This window comes from Flavobacterium bizetiae (assembly GCF_902804475.1).
Taxonomy (GTDB): Bacteria; Bacteroidota; Bacteroidia; order Flavobacteriales; family Flavobacteriaceae; genus Flavobacterium; species Flavobacterium bizetiae.
The window spans coordinates 34,592-53,567 of the sequence record NZ_CADCSU010000065.1; the positions used below are offsets into that span (position 1 = coordinate 34,592).

The 18,976-nt window shown below is 36.5% G+C and carries 12 protein-coding genes; 11 read left to right on the forward strand and 1 reads right to left on the reverse strand.

The features are described 5' to 3' along the window. The first annotated feature begins 787 nt into the window (after positions 1–787). The 11 genes from FLACOL7796_RS06925 (at position 788) to FLACOL7796_RS06975 (ending at position 18,397) form a co-directional block, all read left to right on the forward strand. Positions 788–2,185, forward strand: a complete 1,398-nt coding sequence (locus FLACOL7796_RS06925; RefSeq protein ID WP_173970082.1) for a hypothetical protein — start codon at positions 788–790, stop codon at positions 2,183–2,185. Positions 2,186–2,231: 46 nt separating this feature from the next. Continuing rightward, positions 2,232–5,264: a SusC/RagA family TonB-linked outer membrane protein gene (locus FLACOL7796_RS06930; RefSeq protein ID WP_173970083.1), complete on the forward strand. Its 3,033-nt coding sequence runs from the start codon at positions 2,232–2,234 to the stop codon at positions 5,262–5,264. 11 nt (positions 5,265–5,275) lie between these two features. Further along, positions 5,276–6,877: a RagB/SusD family nutrient uptake outer membrane protein gene (locus FLACOL7796_RS06935; RefSeq protein WP_173970084.1), complete on the forward strand. Its 1,602-nt coding sequence runs from the start codon at positions 5,276–5,278 to the stop codon at positions 6,875–6,877. 1 nt (position 6,878) lies between these two features. After that, positions 6,879–8,516, forward strand: a complete 1,638-nt coding sequence (locus FLACOL7796_RS06940; protein WP_173970085.1) for a glycoside hydrolase — start codon at positions 6,879–6,881, stop codon at positions 8,514–8,516. Positions 8,517–8,787: 271 nt separating this feature from the next. Beyond that, positions 8,788–10,374, forward strand: coding sequence for a glycoside hydrolase (locus FLACOL7796_RS06945; protein WP_173970086.1), 1,587 nt, complete (start codon positions 8,788–8,790; stop codon positions 10,372–10,374). A 123-nt stretch (positions 10,375–10,497) separates the two neighbouring features. Then, positions 10,498–12,918, forward strand: a complete 2,421-nt coding sequence (locus FLACOL7796_RS06950) for a sugar-binding domain-containing protein (RefSeq protein ID WP_173970087.1) — start codon at positions 10,498–10,500, stop codon at positions 12,916–12,918. Positions 12,919–13,223: 305 nt separating this feature from the next. Then, the gene (locus FLACOL7796_RS06955) at positions 13,224–14,594 is read left to right on the forward strand and encodes a glycoside hydrolase family 27 protein (RefSeq protein ID WP_173970088.1); all 1,371 of its coding nucleotides are present in this window, start codon (positions 13,224–13,226) and stop codon (positions 14,592–14,594) included. After that, on the forward strand, positions 14,594–16,528 hold the full coding sequence (locus FLACOL7796_RS06960) for a family 43 glycosylhydrolase (RefSeq protein ID WP_173970089.1): 1,935 nt from the start codon (positions 14,594–14,596) through the stop codon (positions 16,526–16,528). The genes FLACOL7796_RS06955 and FLACOL7796_RS06960 overlap by 1 nt, the downstream gene beginning before the upstream one ends. Before the next feature lie 348 nt (positions 16,529–16,876). Then, positions 16,877–17,290, forward strand: coding sequence for a hypothetical protein (locus FLACOL7796_RS06965; protein WP_173970090.1), 414 nt, complete (start codon positions 16,877–16,879; stop codon positions 17,288–17,290). A gap of 222 nt (positions 17,291–17,512) precedes the next feature. Beyond that, complete coding sequence (locus FLACOL7796_RS06970) at positions 17,513–17,899, forward strand: helix-turn-helix transcriptional regulator (RefSeq protein WP_173970091.1); 387 nt, start codon at positions 17,513–17,515, stop codon at positions 17,897–17,899. A 165-nt stretch (positions 17,900–18,064) separates the two neighbouring features. Further along, positions 18,065–18,397, forward strand: coding sequence for a carboxypeptidase-like regulatory domain-containing protein (locus tag FLACOL7796_RS06975; RefSeq protein ID WP_191408326.1), 333 nt, complete (start codon positions 18,065–18,067; stop codon positions 18,395–18,397). 92 nt (positions 18,398–18,489) lie between these two features. On the opposite strand, the gene FLACOL7796_RS06980 is transcribed toward FLACOL7796_RS06975, so the two are convergent. Further along, positions 18,490–18,822, reverse strand: coding sequence for a YegP family protein (locus tag FLACOL7796_RS06980; RefSeq protein WP_173970093.1), 333 nt, complete (start codon positions 18,820–18,822; stop codon positions 18,490–18,492). Positions 18,823–18,976 lie beyond the last annotated feature (154 nt).

The following is an 18,976-nucleotide window of genomic DNA, read 5'->3' on the forward strand; positions in this document are numbered from 1 at the left end:
ACTTCGTCAGTTCGCTATCGCTCGGGTGGAACGGATAGCGGGATTAGCTCCTGAAAAATATTTTTATCCTATAAATCTAAATAACAAATCAAGTGTGTATTCTTTGTGAAGTATTCTTAAATAGAAAACGCAAACGTTTTAGCCGGAAAAGAGTGTTTTATTTGGTAATTACATATAATTCAAAAATAGACTGGTATTTTTTAATACTCCTTAAATTTTAATCCAAAATAATAGTTAATTGCAATTTTGACCTCCTTTTTTTTCCATTTTACCCCTCCTTGAAAGTCTCTATAATACATTTCTTTGCACTTATAGTAATCTGTTAGTTGAATTACTGTGTATACTATAAGTGTTTATTTTACGATAAGTTTTTGATCTATTTAAAGAATTGAGCCTTCTTTAAAAATAAGGTAGTAAGAGTTGGTTTTACATGTTACTTATCAAACCCGCAGTAAAAGCTGCGGGGTAAAATAAAGAGTTTTTCAATTAGAAAATTAGATAATGATTACAGTTTCCAAATTTTCGAATTAAATAAAGCACAGTTTTCAATTATCAAATTATCTAATTGACAAATTTTCTAATTATCACATTTACTAATTGACCAATTTTCTAACTATAAACAATTAACCAAACTCACCAATATGAAAACAATCCTATAATGAAATTTGTTCTGTTGTTTTTCCCCTAAAAAAATAGCGGCAACAATATCCTCACCAATTAACCTACACGATTTATTTCGATTATCACTTTACAATAAACTAACTAACCTAACCTTAAAAATCAAAAAATGAAAAAAAATGTATTTTTATTTTTTCTTGCTGTTTTTGCTGTCCTTTTTACCGGATGTCAAAATAACGAATCTGATTTTCCAAGCTCTGACAATCCTACTGTTGTAGTATCAACAAAAGAAATTTACGGAGCACCGAGCAGGAAATTTGAAATTAAAGCCGCTCTGGCTGACGATTTGGGATTAAAAAGCGTGAGAATTCAAATTCCGGAATTATCACTAGACAAAGTCATTGCTTTTGCAACAGATCCTTTACTTAAATCATACGACTTAAGTTATTTTTTCGAAGTTCCATCCAATAGAGGAACCTCTGAAGCTTTCAAAATAAAACTAACCATTACTGATGTTTCAGGAAACGCAATCGACGAAGATATCAACTTACGTCTTGACGGAGAATTTACTGCGCCATCAATAACAATGATTACTCCAAAAGAAGGAGCAGTTATTTTATTGTCGACAAGTAATCAGATGCCCGTAAATTTTGTGGTGAACGACGATTCAGGAATCGATTATATTCAAATTCAGTGTGCTGCATTGGGTATCGACGAAACAGTTCAATTAACAGGATCACCACAATCGTACACTTTCAATAAAACCTATACATTACCGGTAACGGCGGATAATTATGTTTTAACGATTACAGCAAAAGATAAATTTGTGATCCCAAATACCGGAACATTAAATGTAAATGTTGTGGCTACCAATGAGTATCCGGCCATTTATTTATGCGATCAGCCAAAAGGTACCAACCTTACAACAGACGCAGTGGGAGTTCCGATGTACTTTCATGATAAAAACGGACAAGATTTCGAGTTTAAATATTATGCTGATAAAGACAATAAAGAGATTTATTTCTTAGGACAGGAATCAGATTTTGCTCCACATTGTTTTGGTTTAAATACTTCGGGAGAATTAGTAGATGACGTGGCTTCAACACCAATTATCTTACCTACAAAAGGATATTATGTAATCAAAGTAAATCCGAATACTTTAAAATATACTGCAACTAAATACACGCCTTCAAGCAAAGTTTGGACAGATGTGGCTAATGGATTATGGCATGACGAAGAAGTAAAAAGAAAACCTTTTGTGAGCGTTTGCGGATCCGGAATTCAAGGTGCTGACTGGGATACCTGGACGGCTTGGGTTCAGACAGGATTGCATTTAGCCAATAATCCAAACAATCCTTACCAATTGGTAGGAGAGTATACTTTGACAGGACAAATGGAAGCCACTTTTACAGGTCAATGGTGGAGCCCATCATGGAGATTAATCAAAAACGGTGTTGCTACAATGTCGCCTGGAGAAAACGGAAATGCTAAATATCCAGCAGCTCCCGGAGTGTATAAAGTAGTTCTTGATACCGAATTGGAAAGACTTTTTGTTACAAAAAAATAGTTGTTATAATCTCACTTATAGCATTTAATAAAAAAAATATCTTAAGATGAAATATAAATTTATATGGTTGTTTATCACCATGTTGTGCAGTGCTGCAACATTTGGTCAAATAACAGTAAAAGGAACTGTTAAGGATAAAGGCAATGTGCCCATTCCGGGAGTGAACTTAATGATTAAAGGAAGTACGAGTACAGCCGCTACAGATTTTGATGGAAATTTTGCGATTTCGGTTCCAAACAAAAATGCACAGATCGAGTTTTCGTTCATTGGCTTTGCCAATAAAACAGTTACGGTGGGAGATCAAACCCTTATCAATATTATTCTGGAAGAATCAAGTCAGGTATTAGACGAGATTGTAGTGGTAGGTTATGCCGCTGTAAAAAAGAGTGATGTAACGAGTTCAATTTCTTCTATAAAAGGAAAAGAATTGCAAACCATGACTGTTGGTAACGTTGCAGAATCTTTGCAGGGTAAAGTAGCCGGAGTTCAGGTTACAGGTCAGGGTGGTCCTGGCGCTCAGCCAAGGGTTTTAATTCGTGGTATTTCTACGGTAAACTTAAACACAGATCCGCTTTATGTAGTTGACGGAATCCCAATGGGAACGAGCATCAACTTTTTAAGCAATAACGAGATCGAATCTATGGAGGTTTTAAAAGATGCTTCTGCGAGTGCAATTTACGGTTCTCGTGCTTCGAATGGAGTTATCTTAATTACGACTAAAAAAGGTAAAAGCGGTCAGACAAGATTCAATTTTGATTTAAGTTCAGGGATTCAGATGATGAATAACCCTTATAATATGGCAGATGCTGTAGGTTATGCTACGATTATGAACAAAGCCTACAACAACTCAGGTTATGCAGATTATTTGCCAAATCCGTCGCAATATCAAGGGAAAACAACAGATTGGTGGAAAGCAGGAATAAAATCCGGAGCGCCTGTAACAAATGCTTCTTTGGGAGTAAGCGGAGGTTCTGACAAACATACCTATTCTATTAGTTTAAACTACTATAACTCAGAATCTATTTATGAAGTAGGTGGATGGGAAAGAATCACGATGAGAATCAATAACGATTTTAAATTTTCGGATAAATTTTCTGCCGGAATTACTTTAAATCCTCGTTATGAAACTTACGGAGCTCCAGGAAACTGGTCTGATTTTGATAAAATTGATCCTATTACGCCTGTTTACAAACCAGCAGATCAATTGACAGGATTAGAAAACGAATACAGCATTTTTGCACGCTCTCCTTCATACGTTTGGAATCCTGTTGCCTCTGTAAAACGTTATGATGATTTTACAGATCAGTACAACTTAAATACAAACGGGTATTTACAATATACGCCAATAAAAGGTTTAGTAATTCGTACTCAGGCTTCTGTAGAAGTAGGAGATAAAGTAAGAAGCAAATTTACACCGGATTTCATCATCGATGCTGCACACGAAAAAGCAGAGATCAACACGATCGAAAGATGGAATACAACAAATGTGGACTGGACATGGCAAAATACCATTACCTATTCAAGAGCATTTGCAGAAAAGCATAATTTCTCTTTAATGGTAGGTAATACGATGGAAGAGTACAATGGTAAAGACCTTTGGGGTTACGGAGAAGGCGTGCCTAATAATACTGATGCCATGAGAGAATTAAATGCTGCAACCAAAAACCGTAATAGCGGTGGTAACAGCTGGTCAAGTTCTTTGATGTCGTATATCTCTCGTTTTTCTTATAACTATGATAGTAAATATTACTTTACTGGAACATTCAGACGTGACGGATCTTCGAAATTCATGACGAATAACAAATGGGCCAATTTCCCATCGGCATCTGTTTCATGGAGAATTCTTAACGAAGGATTTATGGAGTCTACAAAAGATGTTTTAAGCGATTTAAGATTTAGAGCAGGTTGGGGTAAAGTAGGAAATCAGGGTTTACCAACAGCAGTTTATCAATCAAACATTGGGCAAGGATTTTATCCTATTGGCGATGTAGTGGGCGATACTTCATTCCCTTCATCAATGGCAAATAAAGACATTAAATGGGAAACAGTAGAAGATATGAGTTTTGGACTTGATTTTGGTTTATGGAAAAACAAATTATCAGGATCTCTTGAATATTATCAAAAGAAAACCAAGGATATGTTGTTCCTGAAACAATTTCCAACTTATAGTGGTTTTCCTGACAATTCAAAAATCTGGTCAAACGTAGGTTCTATGCAATCGAGCGGTATTGATTTATTGGTTTCTTATAAAGATAAAAAAGGGGATTTCTCTTATGGCGTAGATGTAACTTTTACAACGGTAAACGTAGAAATGCTTTCACTATCATCTGAAGGAGAAAGACTTTACGGATCAGGAAACAGAACTCTAACCATAAAAGGAGAAGAGCCTGGATTCTTTTACGGATATGTAGCCGATGGTTTATTTCAAAATCAGACACAATTAAATTCGCATACAGATGAGCACGGAACAAAATTACAACCGTATGCTCAGGTGGGCGATGTTCGTTTTAAAGATGTAAACGGTGATGGAAAAATAGACGAAAAAGACCGTACAAAAATTGGTTCTCCATGGGCGGATTACAACGTAGGTCTGAACTTGAATTTTGCTTACAAACAATTTGATTTGGTAGCCAATTTTTATTCAAGTATTGGAAATGAAATCGTAAACGAAAACATTTCGGATTTATACAATGGTGCAAGCTTAACCAACAAAGTAAGCGGATTAGAGCAAATGGCTTGGCATGGCGAAGGAACTTCAAACCGTGTTCCTCGTTTGTCTAAAGATGATAACAACGAAAACTTTACCAAATTCTCTTCTTTATATGTTGAAGATGGTTCGTTTGTACGTATGAAAAACCTTCAGGTTGGATATTCATTCTACAACAAATTTGGTTTAGACAAATTGAGAATCTCATTATCAGGACAAAATTTATGGACATGGACCAAGTACGATGGTGTTGATCCTGAAGTTGCAGGAGGAGATCCTGACAAAGGCGACAGAGTAAAAGGAGCAGGTTTTGGAGGATGGAACTATCCGGTTCAGCCAACTATTTTGATGGGGCTTAATGTAGCATTTTAATAAAAAACGACATGAAAAAAACGATATTATCAATACTAGCTTTTTCTCTAATTGCAGTTTCATGCAGCGATTTTATTGAAAAAGACGAAAGAGGTAAACAAACCTTAGAAAACTACTTTCAAACTGCGCAGGAATGTGAGAATTATGCTAATGAACTAACACAGCGATTATTGCTTGCCAAAGACTGGTGGGTACTAACAGCGCCAAGAGTAACCAACGAAATGGCTACTGATGATGCCTGGATGGGTAATACAGGTCAGGATAACAGTGCACACAGACCAGCTTCGCAATACCTGATTACACCTGATAATATGGGAGATATGAATGGTGCTTATACCGCTCATTATTATACCATTCAATCCGCCAATATTGGATTAGAGAAAATGGCAGCATCGCCAATTTCTGATGCGCTGAAAAATCAATATATGGGAGAATCTTTATTCGTTCGTGCTTATTGCTATTACGAATTGGTGAATCTTTATGGAGCAGTTCCTTTATATACAAAAGTATTAGGAACTTCAGATCTAAATTTACAACGCAGTCCTGTTGCAGCTGTTTATGCGCAAATTGAAGCCGATCTTAAAGAATCTGCTGCAAAATTAGAAAGTGCTCCTGTAGCCAGAAACGGAAGAATCAACAAATGGGCAGCTTATGCATTATTGGCGCGTGTTTCTTTGTTTCAGGAAAAATGGGCTGAAGCCAAATTATACTCAAACAAAGTCATTACAGAAGGACCTTTTGCTCTTGAAGCAGATTTCTTAAACATCTGGAATGTAAACAACCATAACGGAGTAGAATCGATTCTAGAGGCACAAACTTCATCTGTTCAGGATAAAAATCTTGGTGCTGCTTTACCAACTTTGGCAGGAGCAAGAGGTGAAGACAAGAAAAACTTCCCAAGTAATGATGCCGGAGACGTTTTAGACGGTTGGGGATGGTGTATGCCAACCAGCGATTTAGAGAATGCTTATCTGTCAGAGAATGATGTAATCCGTCGCAGAAGTACCATTACAAAATGGGGAGAAGCGGCTTACGGAGACGAGGTTTTGAATCCAACGCACAAATTCAGTTTAAACGATAATAAATCAGGACGTATTTGTCGTAAATATTACATCCCGATTGCAACACGTCGTGCATTAGATAAAAAAGATGGTCACTTACCATTGAATATTCCGTTGATTCGTTTGGCCGAAATGTATCTTACAAGAGCAGAAGCCAACTATCATACTGGTGGAGACGCTTTAGGGGATATCAATATTATCAGAGCCCGTGTAAAATTAGATCCAAAAACAGGATTATCAGGACCAACGCTTTTAAGACAAATCTACAAAGAGCGTCGTTTAGAATTGGCTTTCGAAGGATTGCGTTTGTATGATATTCGTCGTGAAAAAGATCCAAATACAGGAAGACCGGTAATTGAATCTCTAATGGGAGCAAACGGAACTTTTGTTCAGTACAACCTGAATTCTACAGATCCGTACGAAACTACCAATTTAAGAGAACCTCAGGATAAAGGAATCAATTTTAATCCTGCGAAACACTTATTGTGGCCAATACCACAAATCGAAATTGACTTAAGTGGCGGATTAATCACTCAAAATCCTAATTACTAAGATGAGATTAATCAACAACAATAAAGTAAGTCTGCTATGTGCAGGCTTACTTTTCGCAAACTCTTTTATGGTAAGTTGCGATTCTGAAAACAACGGAAATTCAGATTCAGAAACTGGTACTGCAGAGCTAAGTATCAATCTGGATGCGAATCTTCAAACGATGGAAGGCTTTGGAGCCTCTGATGCCTGGCAAAGTAATTTTATAGGTAAAAATTGGCCTTCGGATAAAAAAAATAAAATCGCCGATTTACTTTTCAGTAAAGAGTTAGATACAGACGGAAATCCTAAAGGAATCGGATTATCATTATGGCGTTTCAACCTTGGTTCAGGAAGTGCTGAACAAGGCGATGCAAGTGATATTACAGATGAATGGAGACGTACAGAATGTTTTACCACAGATGGAGTTACGTACAACATGAACAAACAAGCAGGTCAGGTTTGGTTTATGAAAGCAGCAAAAGAGCGTGGTTTAGAGAAATTACTGGCTTTCGCCAATAGTGCTCCGGTTTACTTAACACAAAACGGAAAAGCGCACGCAAGCATCAAAGAATTTTATAATATAAAAGACAGCAAATGGTCAGAATTGGCTGATTTCTGGACAACATCTTTAGATAAATTAAAAAAAGAACACGGTTTAACCATCGATTATGTGTCTCCCTTTAATGAGCCACAATACGAATGGGACGGTTCAGGACAAGAAGGTTCTCCGGCAACCAATGCTAATATTTACAGTTTTGTAAATGTTTTGTCGCCAAAATTACAATCAAAAGGGCTTGAAGCTAAGATCGTAGTGGGAGAAGGAGGATCTTATGAGCCTTTGTATAAAACAATTTCAGGTAAAGAAAACAGATCTAACCAAATCGATTATTTCTTTGGAGTGAATTCGGCCAAAAGTATTGCAGGATTAAGCAATGTAAAAAAGACCATTTCGGCGCACAGTTATTGGCAGGCGTGGCCTTTGACAGAGTTGGTACATTCAAGACAATTGGCGGCAGCAAGAACGCAATCAGTAGCGGGACTGAGCCTTTGGTCATCAGAATATTGTGTTTTAGAAAGCCCGGGAACTTCTGAATTACCAGGCGGAGCAGGTGCCGGAAGAGATTTAGGAATGCAATTGGCACTCTGGACAGCCCGTATCATTAGTACCGATATTGCTGTTGGTGGCGTTTCGTCCTGGCAATGGTGGACGGCTATTAGTCGCGGAGATTACAAAGACGGTTTAATTCACGTTGATGATGGTTCAAGCAACGGAGCCGGAAATGCTGATTATTGCAAAAACGACGGTTATATAAGAGATTCCAAAACACTTTGGGCGTTAGGAAACTTCTCTTTTTTCGTAAAGCCAGGTATGGTGAGAGTTCAGATTCCTAGTGTTGATAATTCCACTTCCGTGAATGGTGTAATGGTAACTGCGTATAAAGATGCAGCAACAAAAAAACTGGTAGTAGTAGCAGTAAACGTTGGCAAATCGGCGAAAGACTATAAACTGAATCTTTCAGGCGGCGCTTTAACAGATAATAAATTAACACCTTACACGACTTCTGAAACTTTGAGTTTGAAAAAAGGAATCGCTGTTGAAGCTTCTGGTTTTGAAATTCCGGCCAAGTCAGTTGTGACTTATGTAGGGACATATAAGTAAGAGGTTCTAAGGTGCTGAGGTACTAAGTTACTAAGGTTTTTAGCAGATTGTGGTTGACCACGCAAAACTTTGTCAAAGTTTTAAACTTTGACAAAGTTGATAGCTGCAAAGTAATAACCCCGGTTTTGTCATCCTGAGGGACGAAGGATCTCCGTAAGTAACTCTACAATCAAAGGCGATAATCTTTGTCGAGCTACTTGTGAAGATTTCTCCTCCGTCGAAATGACAAGATTGTGAAAAAACTAGATTAAAAATTACAAAGAATAAAATAATGAGAAAAGTATACATCTCGCTTTTATTGGTCGCGAGTTCGCTGTCGTTTGCACAGCGAACCGTAACCATTAGCACTGATAATGTAGTACAAACCATGGACGGTTTTGGAGGCTCTGATGCCTGGAGATGCCAGTTTGTGGGTAAAAATTGGCCGGAACAAAAAAAGAATGCTATTGCAGATTTACTTTTTAGCAAAGAAATCGATGCACAGGGAAATCCAAAAGGAATCGGACTTTCGATCTGGAGGTTTAATCTTGGTGCGGGAAGTACAGAACAAGGTGAAAAAAGTAAAGTTTCGGACGAATGGAGAAGAAGCGAATCTTTTTTGCAGGCAGATGGTACTTATGATTTTAATAAACAAGAAGGACAAAGATGGTTCCTGCAGGCGGCAAAAAAACGTGGTGTCGAAAAATTCCTGATTTTCACTAATAGTCCGCCGGTTTATATGACCAGAAACGGATTATCTTTTGCTTCTCAAAAGAATAAACTGAATCTACAAGATGGTGCAATTCCAAAATTTGCCGATTTTCTAGTTCAAAGTATTCAGGGGTTGGAAAAGAAAGAAGGAATTAAATTCGATTATGTAAGCCCGATCAACGAACCGCAATGGGAGTGGATGCCTAAAAGCGGCGATACCAACAGTCAGGAAGGAACTCCGGCTACAAACAAAGAAATTTACGATCTGACGAAATCACTTTCGGAAAAACTGAAAGCCCATAAAATGAGCACAGAAATCGTAATTGCCGAAGCCGCTCAAATTGATTATTTATATGAAAATGTAAATAGCGAAGACCGCGACAAGCAAATAGATTATTTCTTTGGAAAAACAAAAACAAACGTTTCAAAATTCCCAAACGTAAAAAATGTTATTTTAGGACATAGTTATTTTACGACCTGGCCAATTGAAAGACAAGTATTAAGCAGAAAATTAATTGCTGCCAACATCAAACAAAATCCGGGATTAAAATACTGGCAATCGGAATATTGTATTTTAGAAAATCCGGGAGAAGCTGAAATACCGGGAGGTTCAGGCGGAGGAAGGGATTTAGGAATGCAGACTGCTTTGTTTGTCGGGCGTTTAATTCATAATGACATTGCAGTTGCCAATGCCGCTTCATGGCAATGGTGGACATCGATTACCCGTGTCGATTACAAAGACGGTTTGATCTATCTTGATGACGGAAAAAGCACCGGAGGAACAGCACCGGATTACGTAAAGAATGACGGAGAATTTCACGATTCGAAACTACTTTGGGCTTTAGGAAATTACTCTTTGTTTGTACGTCCGGGAATGCTTAGAGTGGATGTTCCCAACCAAAATGATCTCGAAGCAGCAAACGATGTCATGTTGACTGCTTACAAAGATGTAGCCAACAAAAAGCTAATTGTAGTGGCCGTAAACTGCGGAAAATCAGCGCAGCAATACAAATTCAATTTATCTAAAGGAACAGTAAAAAACAATGATTTTACGCCTTATGTGACTTCAGATACTTCGAATTTAAAAAGAGCAAATAATCAAAAAATTGACAATCTGGAAATTCCCGCAAAATCGATAGTGACGTTTGTTGGGGAGCTTGAGTATTAGTTTTCAGTCGCAGTTTACAGTCACAGTTCAACCTGAAACAAAAAAATAACAAATTTACAATAACAAAAAGCTAAGTCCCGAGGCTTCGGGATAGATTCTTAGCCACTTAGAACCTTTAAAAAAATGTTTACAAAAAAGATCTTACTACCCGTATTACTCTTCTCGTGTTTGTCTGCATTCAGTCAGATCTCGTTTGGAGATTCAAAGAAAATCAATGACAATTGGAAATTCAATCTTCAGGATACTCCTGAGGCTCAAAAACAAACTTACGATGATAGCAAATGGCAATCGGTAAATGTTCCGCATGACTGGAGCGTAAAAGGACAATTGAGCCCAACATTGGCAAGTTGCACTGGTTTCCTGCCTGGCGGAATTGGCTGGTATCGTAAATCAGTTACGATTCCTCAGAATAAAAAAGGAGAAAAAGTGTATTTGTATTTTGAAGGCGTTTACAACAGAAGCGAAGTTTTCATCAACGGACATTCATTAGGGAAACGTCCAAACGGTTATATTTCTTTTGCTTATGATGCGACTCAGTATGTCAATTATGGTGGAGAAAATATCATTTCGGTTCGTGTAGATCATAGTCAGAGTGCCGATTCAAGATGGTATACAGGTTCAGGAATTTACCGTGATGTCTGGTTGGTATATTCAAATCCGGTTCATATTGCACAATGGGGAGTTTACGCTTATCCGGAAGTAAAAAAAGGAACAGGAACGCTAAATGTTGAGGTTGAAGTTGAAAATGGTTCAGCTGCAAAATCAAGTCTTACGGTTGTAAACGAATTGATCTCAAAAGATGGAAAATCGGTTGGAAAATCTTCTTCAAAAGTAGAAGTGGCCGCGAATAAAAACGGAAAGATATCGACTACAATAAATGTGAAAAATCCACAATTATGGGATTTAGAGAATCCAAATTTATACCAGCTTAAAACCACCGTTTTTAAAGACGGAAAACAAATTGATGAAACGGTAACCAAAACCGGTTTCAGAGACTTTAAATTCGATCCCAACAATGGTTTTGCATTAAACGGAAAATGGATGAAAATGAAAGGGGTTTGTTTGCATCATGATGCAGGTGTTTTAGGTTCTGCAGTGCCAAGAGAAGTTTGGGAAACAAGACTTAAAACATTAAAAGAAATTGGTGTAAATGCAATCCGTACAAGTCACAATCCGCAAGCGCCTGTTTTTTATGAACTTTGCGACGAGTTAGGTTTATTGGTTTTAAATGAAGCGTATGACGAATGGGAATTTCCTAAACGTAAATGGCTGGAAGGCTGGAATTACGGAACTCCGGGATTCGAAGGAACCTTTGATATTTTTGCCGATTTTGCCGAAAAAGATTTAGAAGATTTTGTACGTCGTGACAGAAACCATCTATCGGTTTTTGCATGGAGTATTGGTAACGAAGTAGATTATCCAAATGATCCTTATTCTCACCCGGTTTTAGACAAAGGAAAAGAAGGTTTTGGACAAGCGAATTACGGAGGTTATAAAAAAGATGCACCAGATGCAATGCGTCTTGGAGCCATTGCTAAACGTTTGGTTGCGGCAGTAAAAAAATACGATAAATCACGTCCTACAACTGCTGGTTTAGCCGGAGTTGCCATGTCTAATGAAACCGAATATCCGGGCGCTTTAGACATTACAGGATACAATTATACCGAAAGTAAATACCAGTCAGACCACGAGAAATATCCAAACAGAGTTATTTTCGGGAGTGAAAATGTTCACGATATGGAACCTTGGCTGGCGGTTAAAAACAACAAACATATTTTCGGACAATTCTTGTGGACAGGAATCGATTATTTAGGTGAATCAGGAAGATGGCCTTCAAGAGGTTTTTATTCAGGATTAGTAGATTTTGCCGGAGTAATCAAACCTAGAGGATATTTCCGTCAGTCGTTATGGTCAGATAAACCAATGACCTATATCGGGACTTATCCGTTAAAAGATGTAAAAGACGTTTCTAAAGATGCCTGGGCAATCTGGAATTACACTCAAGGTGAAAAAATTCGCGTAGTAGTGTATACCAATGCTGCAAAAGCACGTTTAGAACTGAACGGAAAAGTAGTGGGAGAAACGAAAGCTTACGACGAAAAAACCGGAATTATTTATTGGGATATTCCGTTTGCTTCAGGAAAATTAGAAGCAATTGGTTTAAGCAAAGACGATAAAGAAGTGAGCAGATATGCTATTTCGACAACTCAGCAACCAGTTGAATTGACAATTGCGGAGAAAGATATCACCATTACCAAAGACAAAGGAGTAGCTAAAATTATGGTTCAGGTGAAAGATCAAAATGGTTTACCTGTAATGCTTTCAGACAATGAAGTTACCTGTACCATTAGCGGACCTGGAATTTTATTAGGATTGGAAGCAGGAAACAACAGCGACATGACCGATTATACAGATAATGTACAAAGAGTTTTTCACGGTCATATTGCAGCCTATATTCAGGCAACAGGAGAAGCGAAGCTTATAAAAGTGACATTTACAAGTCAATGGTTGAAACCGGTTGACGTTACGATTAACGTGAAGTAAGAAAATCGGAAACAGAGATTAGACAGGTTTTAATCCCGAGTATTCGGGACTATCTGGTCTGATGGAATATTTAATTTTTTAGTCCCAGCGGGACGAGATATTTATAGATATATCGCTCCGCAGGAGCTAATAAAACAGATTAAAAATCATTGTAATCTTTTTAATCTGTGGCAAAATAAATTGACACCTAAAGATTGTCAACAGAGACCTGACAAGTTTTAAAACCGGTCAGGTCTAATTTTTAATACAGATATAAAAAAGTTTATTATATTTAAAGTGTAATATTTACATTTATTTAAAATAAAATGAAGATAAAAAATACAATTGCTCTGGCAATAGGCGTTGTTTTAGCATCAGTTGCTACGAATGCACAAACAACAACTTTCAAAAAAGACGAATTCAAACAATGGGCACAAACGCCGCCAATGGGATGGAATAGCTGGGATTGCTACGGTTCTACAGTAGAAGAACACGAAGTAAAAGCCAACGCCGATTATATGGTAAAAAACCTGAAAAAATTTGGCTGGGAATATGTGGTTGTAGACATTAGATGGTTTGTAGAAAATGACAAAGCAGGAGGATACAATCAAACAGATCCGCGTTATGTAATCGATCAATACGGAAGATATTTGCCGGCTTTAAATCGTTTTCCATCTGCAAAAGACGGACAAGGATTTAAACCTTTGGCGGATTACATCCATAAAAAAGGATTAAAATTCGGGATTCATATTATGCGCGGCATCCCTAAAAAAGCCGTTGAAGACAAATTGCCAATAAAAGGTACAAACGCAATTACAGCTGATCAGATTTACTCAACAGCATTACAATGCGAATGGTTAAAGGACAATTATACCGTTGTTGCAGACAAACCCGGAGCACAGGAATATTACGATTCGTTATTTGAATTGTATGCACAATGGGGCGTAGATTTTATTAAAATCGATGATTTATCAAGACCTTACCACGAAGGAGAAATTAACTTAATAAGAAATGCGATCGATAAATGTGGACGTAAAATTGTATTGAGCACTTCGCCGGGCGAAACACCAATCGAAGCCGCACCGCACGTAACGACTCACGCCAATATGTGGAGAATGGTAGATGATGTTTGGGACACATGGCCACACATTACACACTTAATGAAAGTAAGCGAAAAATGGTATCCGTACATTGCGCCAGGAACATGGCCAGATTGCGATATGATTCCGCTTGGACGTATTTCTTTAAGAGGAGAACGTGGCGAAGACAGAATGTCGCGATTAACAAAAGACGAACAATATACTTTAATTACTTTCTTTAATATTTTTAAATCCCCGTTGTTTTTTGGTGGAGATTTACCAAGTAATGATGCCTTTACTCTGTCATTATTAACCAATAAAGAAGTGGTAAAAATGCACAACGAAAGCACCGATGTAAAACAACTTTTCCAGAAAGACGGTAAAATCGCGGTAACCTCAAAAAATCCGAAAGACGGAAGTGTTTATCTGGCATTGTTTAACATTTCGGATACGGCAACAGAAACGATTTCAGTAGATTTATCAGATCTTGGAATTTCAGGTTCAGCTCAGGTAACTAATTTATGGACAGGCGAGAAATCAGCCGTTTCATCAACAGCAATTTCATCAACTTTAAAACCGCATAGTTCAGTGTTGTATCAATTAAAAGCAAAAAAATAATGAGAAAAACACATTTTAGTCTTGTATTATTTTTAATGCTATTTTCTTCTTTACAAGCCCAGAATACCCCAAAAGGAACCCTGCCAGTAATTGCCGATAAAGATTTAACCGCTTATTTGTTTGTGTACTTTACCGGAAATACTGTCGAAGAAGAAGCTGTGCGATATGCAATAAGCGCCGATGGTTATCATTATTACCATTTAAATAATAACAAACCAGTGATCGATAGTAAAACAATCAGTTCAACCGGAGGAGTTCGTGATCCGCATATTTTGCGTGGCGATGATGGCAAAACATTTTATATGGTTTTAACCGATATGACTTCGTCTAAAGGCTGGGACAGTAATCGCGCCATGATTTTACTTAAAAGTACCGATTTGGTAAAATGGGAAAGCAACGTAGTAAACATTCAAACTACTTTTCCTGGAAATGAAAACCTGAAACGTGTTTGGGCACCACAAACTATTTATGATGCTAAAGCAGGAAAATATTTAGTGTACTTTAGTTTGCAATATGCAGGAGGTCCGGATAAAATTTATTACGCTTACGCCAATAAGGATTTCACGGCTCTTGAAAGCGCTCCAAAATTATTGTTTGTACCAAAATCAGAGCGAGCTTGTATTGATGGCGATATTATAGAAAAAGATGGCGTTTATCATCTTTTCTATAAAACCGAAGGAGGAAAAGCAGGAATCAAAGTGGCGACAACGACAGATTTAACTTCAGGAAAATGGATAGAAAATGACAATTATTTGCAACAAACCCAGGATGGAGTAGAAGGTTCAAGCGTTTTCAAACTCAACAATTCTGAGGATTATATCCTGATGTATGATGTCTATACCAAAGGAAAATATCAGTTTACCAAAACCAAAGATCTGGAGAATTTTACGGTAATTGATAATGATATTTCGATGGACTTTAATCCTCGTCACGGAACAATTTTGCCTATTACGCGTTCTGAATTAAAGAGATTAATGGCAAAATGGGGAACGCCTGAAAAATTTCCAAAAATAAACAATAATCCCGTTCTGGAAGGTTATTATGCTGATCCTGAGATTTTATATTCAAATAAAACCAAGAAATATTACATCTATCCAACAAGCGACGGATTCGATGGCTGGTCAGGTAATTATTTTAAAACCTTTTCATCAGATAATTTAACCGACTGGAAAGACGAAGGTATTATTGTAGATCTTAGAAAAGATGTAAGCTGGGCCAACAGAAATGCCTGGGCACCTTGTATTGTAGAGAAAAAGATAAAAGGAAAATACCAGTATTTCTATTATTTTACAGCAGCTCAAAAAGTGGGTGTTGCTTCATCAGACAATCCAACAGGGCCTTTTAAAGATAGCGGAAAAGCTTTAGTCAGCACAAGGCCGGAAGGCGTGAAAGACGGACAGGAAATTGACCCTGATGTTTTTACAGATCCTAAAACCGGTAAAAGTTATTTGTATTGGGGCAACGGATATATGGCTGTAGCCGAATTGAATGCCGATATGATTTCACTTAAAAAGGGAACTACTAAAATCATTCAGGTAGACAACACTTACAGAGAAGGAACTTATGTAATCTACCGAAACGGACAGTACTATTTCTTGTGGAGTGAAGACGATACCAGAAGCCCAAATTATAAAGTGAGATACGGAGTGGCGAAGTCGCCATTAGGACCAATAGAAATCCCGAAAAACAATATCGTCATACAAGGAAATCCAGCCGAGGGAATCTATGCAACAGGACATAATTCGGTTTTGCAAATTCCAAATAAAGACGAATGGTACATTGTTTACCACCGATTTTCATATCCAACAGGAATAAAAATGGGAGATGCGGGCGGTTTTCATCGTGAAGTTTGTATCGACAAGCTAGAGTTTAATCAGGATGGGACTATTAAACAAGTACTACCAACTCATTTGGGCATAAAGGCAATAAAATAATTTCACATATTAATTTTGGTCAGTAAGGACTATTTCTTTGGATAGAAATAGTCCTTATTTTTTTTATATCCGCTTCAAAAACAGGTAGGATACCAAAAAGTTTTTATAAACTAAATAGTAGCCAAAGAATAGCTAATTCGAAGTAAAAATTTACAATTTAGATTTAATTACAACTTTTAGTTATATTCTATAAGAGGGTTTGTAAGAAAAAAAAACGAGATAATGCGTAATATTGCGGAGAAGAATATTGTTTTAAAATAATTATACTAAATCGTTTTTTTAAACTGTTTCCCGTAATTCTTTACTACAATAAATACATGTTTTTTTTAAATAATCCCCCAAATTATTATGTTCTTTACCCTTACTCATGACCAAGTTCAATTCCAGTATGGATCTAATCGATGGCAGTACAGCTATAATGAGATTGTAGAACTTGGCTTACTCAAAAAAAAGAAGACTTACCTTCTTGAAAATTGCGCTTTTATTGCAGTAACAGCTTTGGCTTATTATTGCATGGTTTTCTCTAATTTATCTGAGTTGTACTACATAGGACCTACCTTATTAGTCTATACAATTCTTATTATTTTGAGATTTCACAATGACATCGAATTCGAATATTATGTCATTGTAAGAGATATTTATAAAAAAGAAACCAAGGTAAAAATCGATGGTTTAGATCGTTCTATAATAGGAAAGCAGATTGATCATTTTTTAAATCTCAATTTCAACCGATTATTACAGAAAACAAAAAAGAACCAATAAAACTAAAACAATGATAATATCAGGAATTTCCCTTTACGATTTAGTTTTAATGGCAGCGGCTATTCTATATGGTTTCTTTATTACAACTAAAAAAAAATGAACACACACTATTACATTAACCTACTATTGTGGTAGTATGAAATTAAACCTTAAAGTATAGCTGTAATACTAAAAGTTTAATAACGGTCAGTTTTAGCTATACAAAATACCCCCAATAAAATTATGACCACTTCGATAAAAAATAAAATAAAAAGCATTAGAGAATTAAAAAATTATACCCAGGAATATATGGCGGATCAACTAGGAGTTACACAGGCAGGTTATAGTAAAATTGAAAAAGGAAAAACCATTCTTTCCTATGTAAAGTTGGTCGAAATCGCCCGTATTCTCGAAGTTAGCGTAGAAGATGTTATTAGCTTTGACAGTCAGAGATATTTTAACAATGTCAATAAAGTTAGAGGCAACAACAACGGAAGTATTCAGATTAACTCAGATAATAGTGCCGCTCTTAAAGGGTTGTACGAAGATAAAATAAAGCTTCTGGAAAAATTATTACTTAAAACAGAAGAGGAACTATGCCGTTACAAAGATCGTTTCGGACAAATTTGAAGGTCCTGTGACTATCGTGTTGCTGTATCAATTTATTTTACCAAAGGGTGTATGAAATTTTCAGACACCCTTTTTTATTTCTTCAAAATTTAAAAAAAATCACTAAAAGTGGGTATTGTGTATTCTATAAAAGCAATATAATTTGGTGGGAATATTTTTTAAGAAATGAAATCAAAAATAAGCCTAATGCTTTTCGTATTGCTACTCTGTAGTTGCACTACCAATACTTTTTCCGGTTATGTCTACGATTATGATACAGAACATCCCATTAAAAATGTACAAATAGACAGCAACGGAAATCAAACTGAAACAGACAGTTCAGGGTATTTTAGCATACAGGTAAAACCCAATAAAATCTGTAAAATAGTATTAAGAAAAGAAGGTTACGCCACAAAAATAGTCAACCGAAAACCGGATTCTCTTGGCGTATTTTCAAAAAAGAACCTTAGGAATGTCAGGATTTATTTGTTCGACAAGGATAGCGATCTTTCTCATTAAAAGAGAAAGTTGTGAAGTTTAAAAAACTTAAGTATAGTCATAAAAAAAAACGGGGTCGCATAACCCCGTTTTTTCTATATTATAAAATTTTATTATACTGTTTGATCGTCTGTAGTTGCATCAGGAGCATTTTTCTTTACTGATTCAATTCCGTTTTCTCTTGCCGAAACACTTTCGTACATTTCGCTTGAGCCAATAATCTGACCATTGCTAGCCTTTAAATTAAAATACGGTTTTCCGTTACTCGATTCTTTTCTGTCAAAGCGACCATCATCCTGAGAATTGGTTTTTACAGATTCGATTCCGTTTGTACAAGCTGCTTTTGTAGTATAACCTTCGCTGGTTAAAATAGTCTGGCCATTACCTGCTTTTAAATTAAATTGGAATTCACCATTGGTTCTTTTAGTAATTACAAATTTTCCCATGTAGTTTTATTTTAGTTAAATATTATTTATTTGCTTTAGATAAAAATACAAAACTTGATCATATAAATCATACAAATACAAAAAATAATCATTGATTAACAGAAAATTATCAATAGAATAAAAGTCCTTGTGATTCATGATTTCAAAGTAAAAT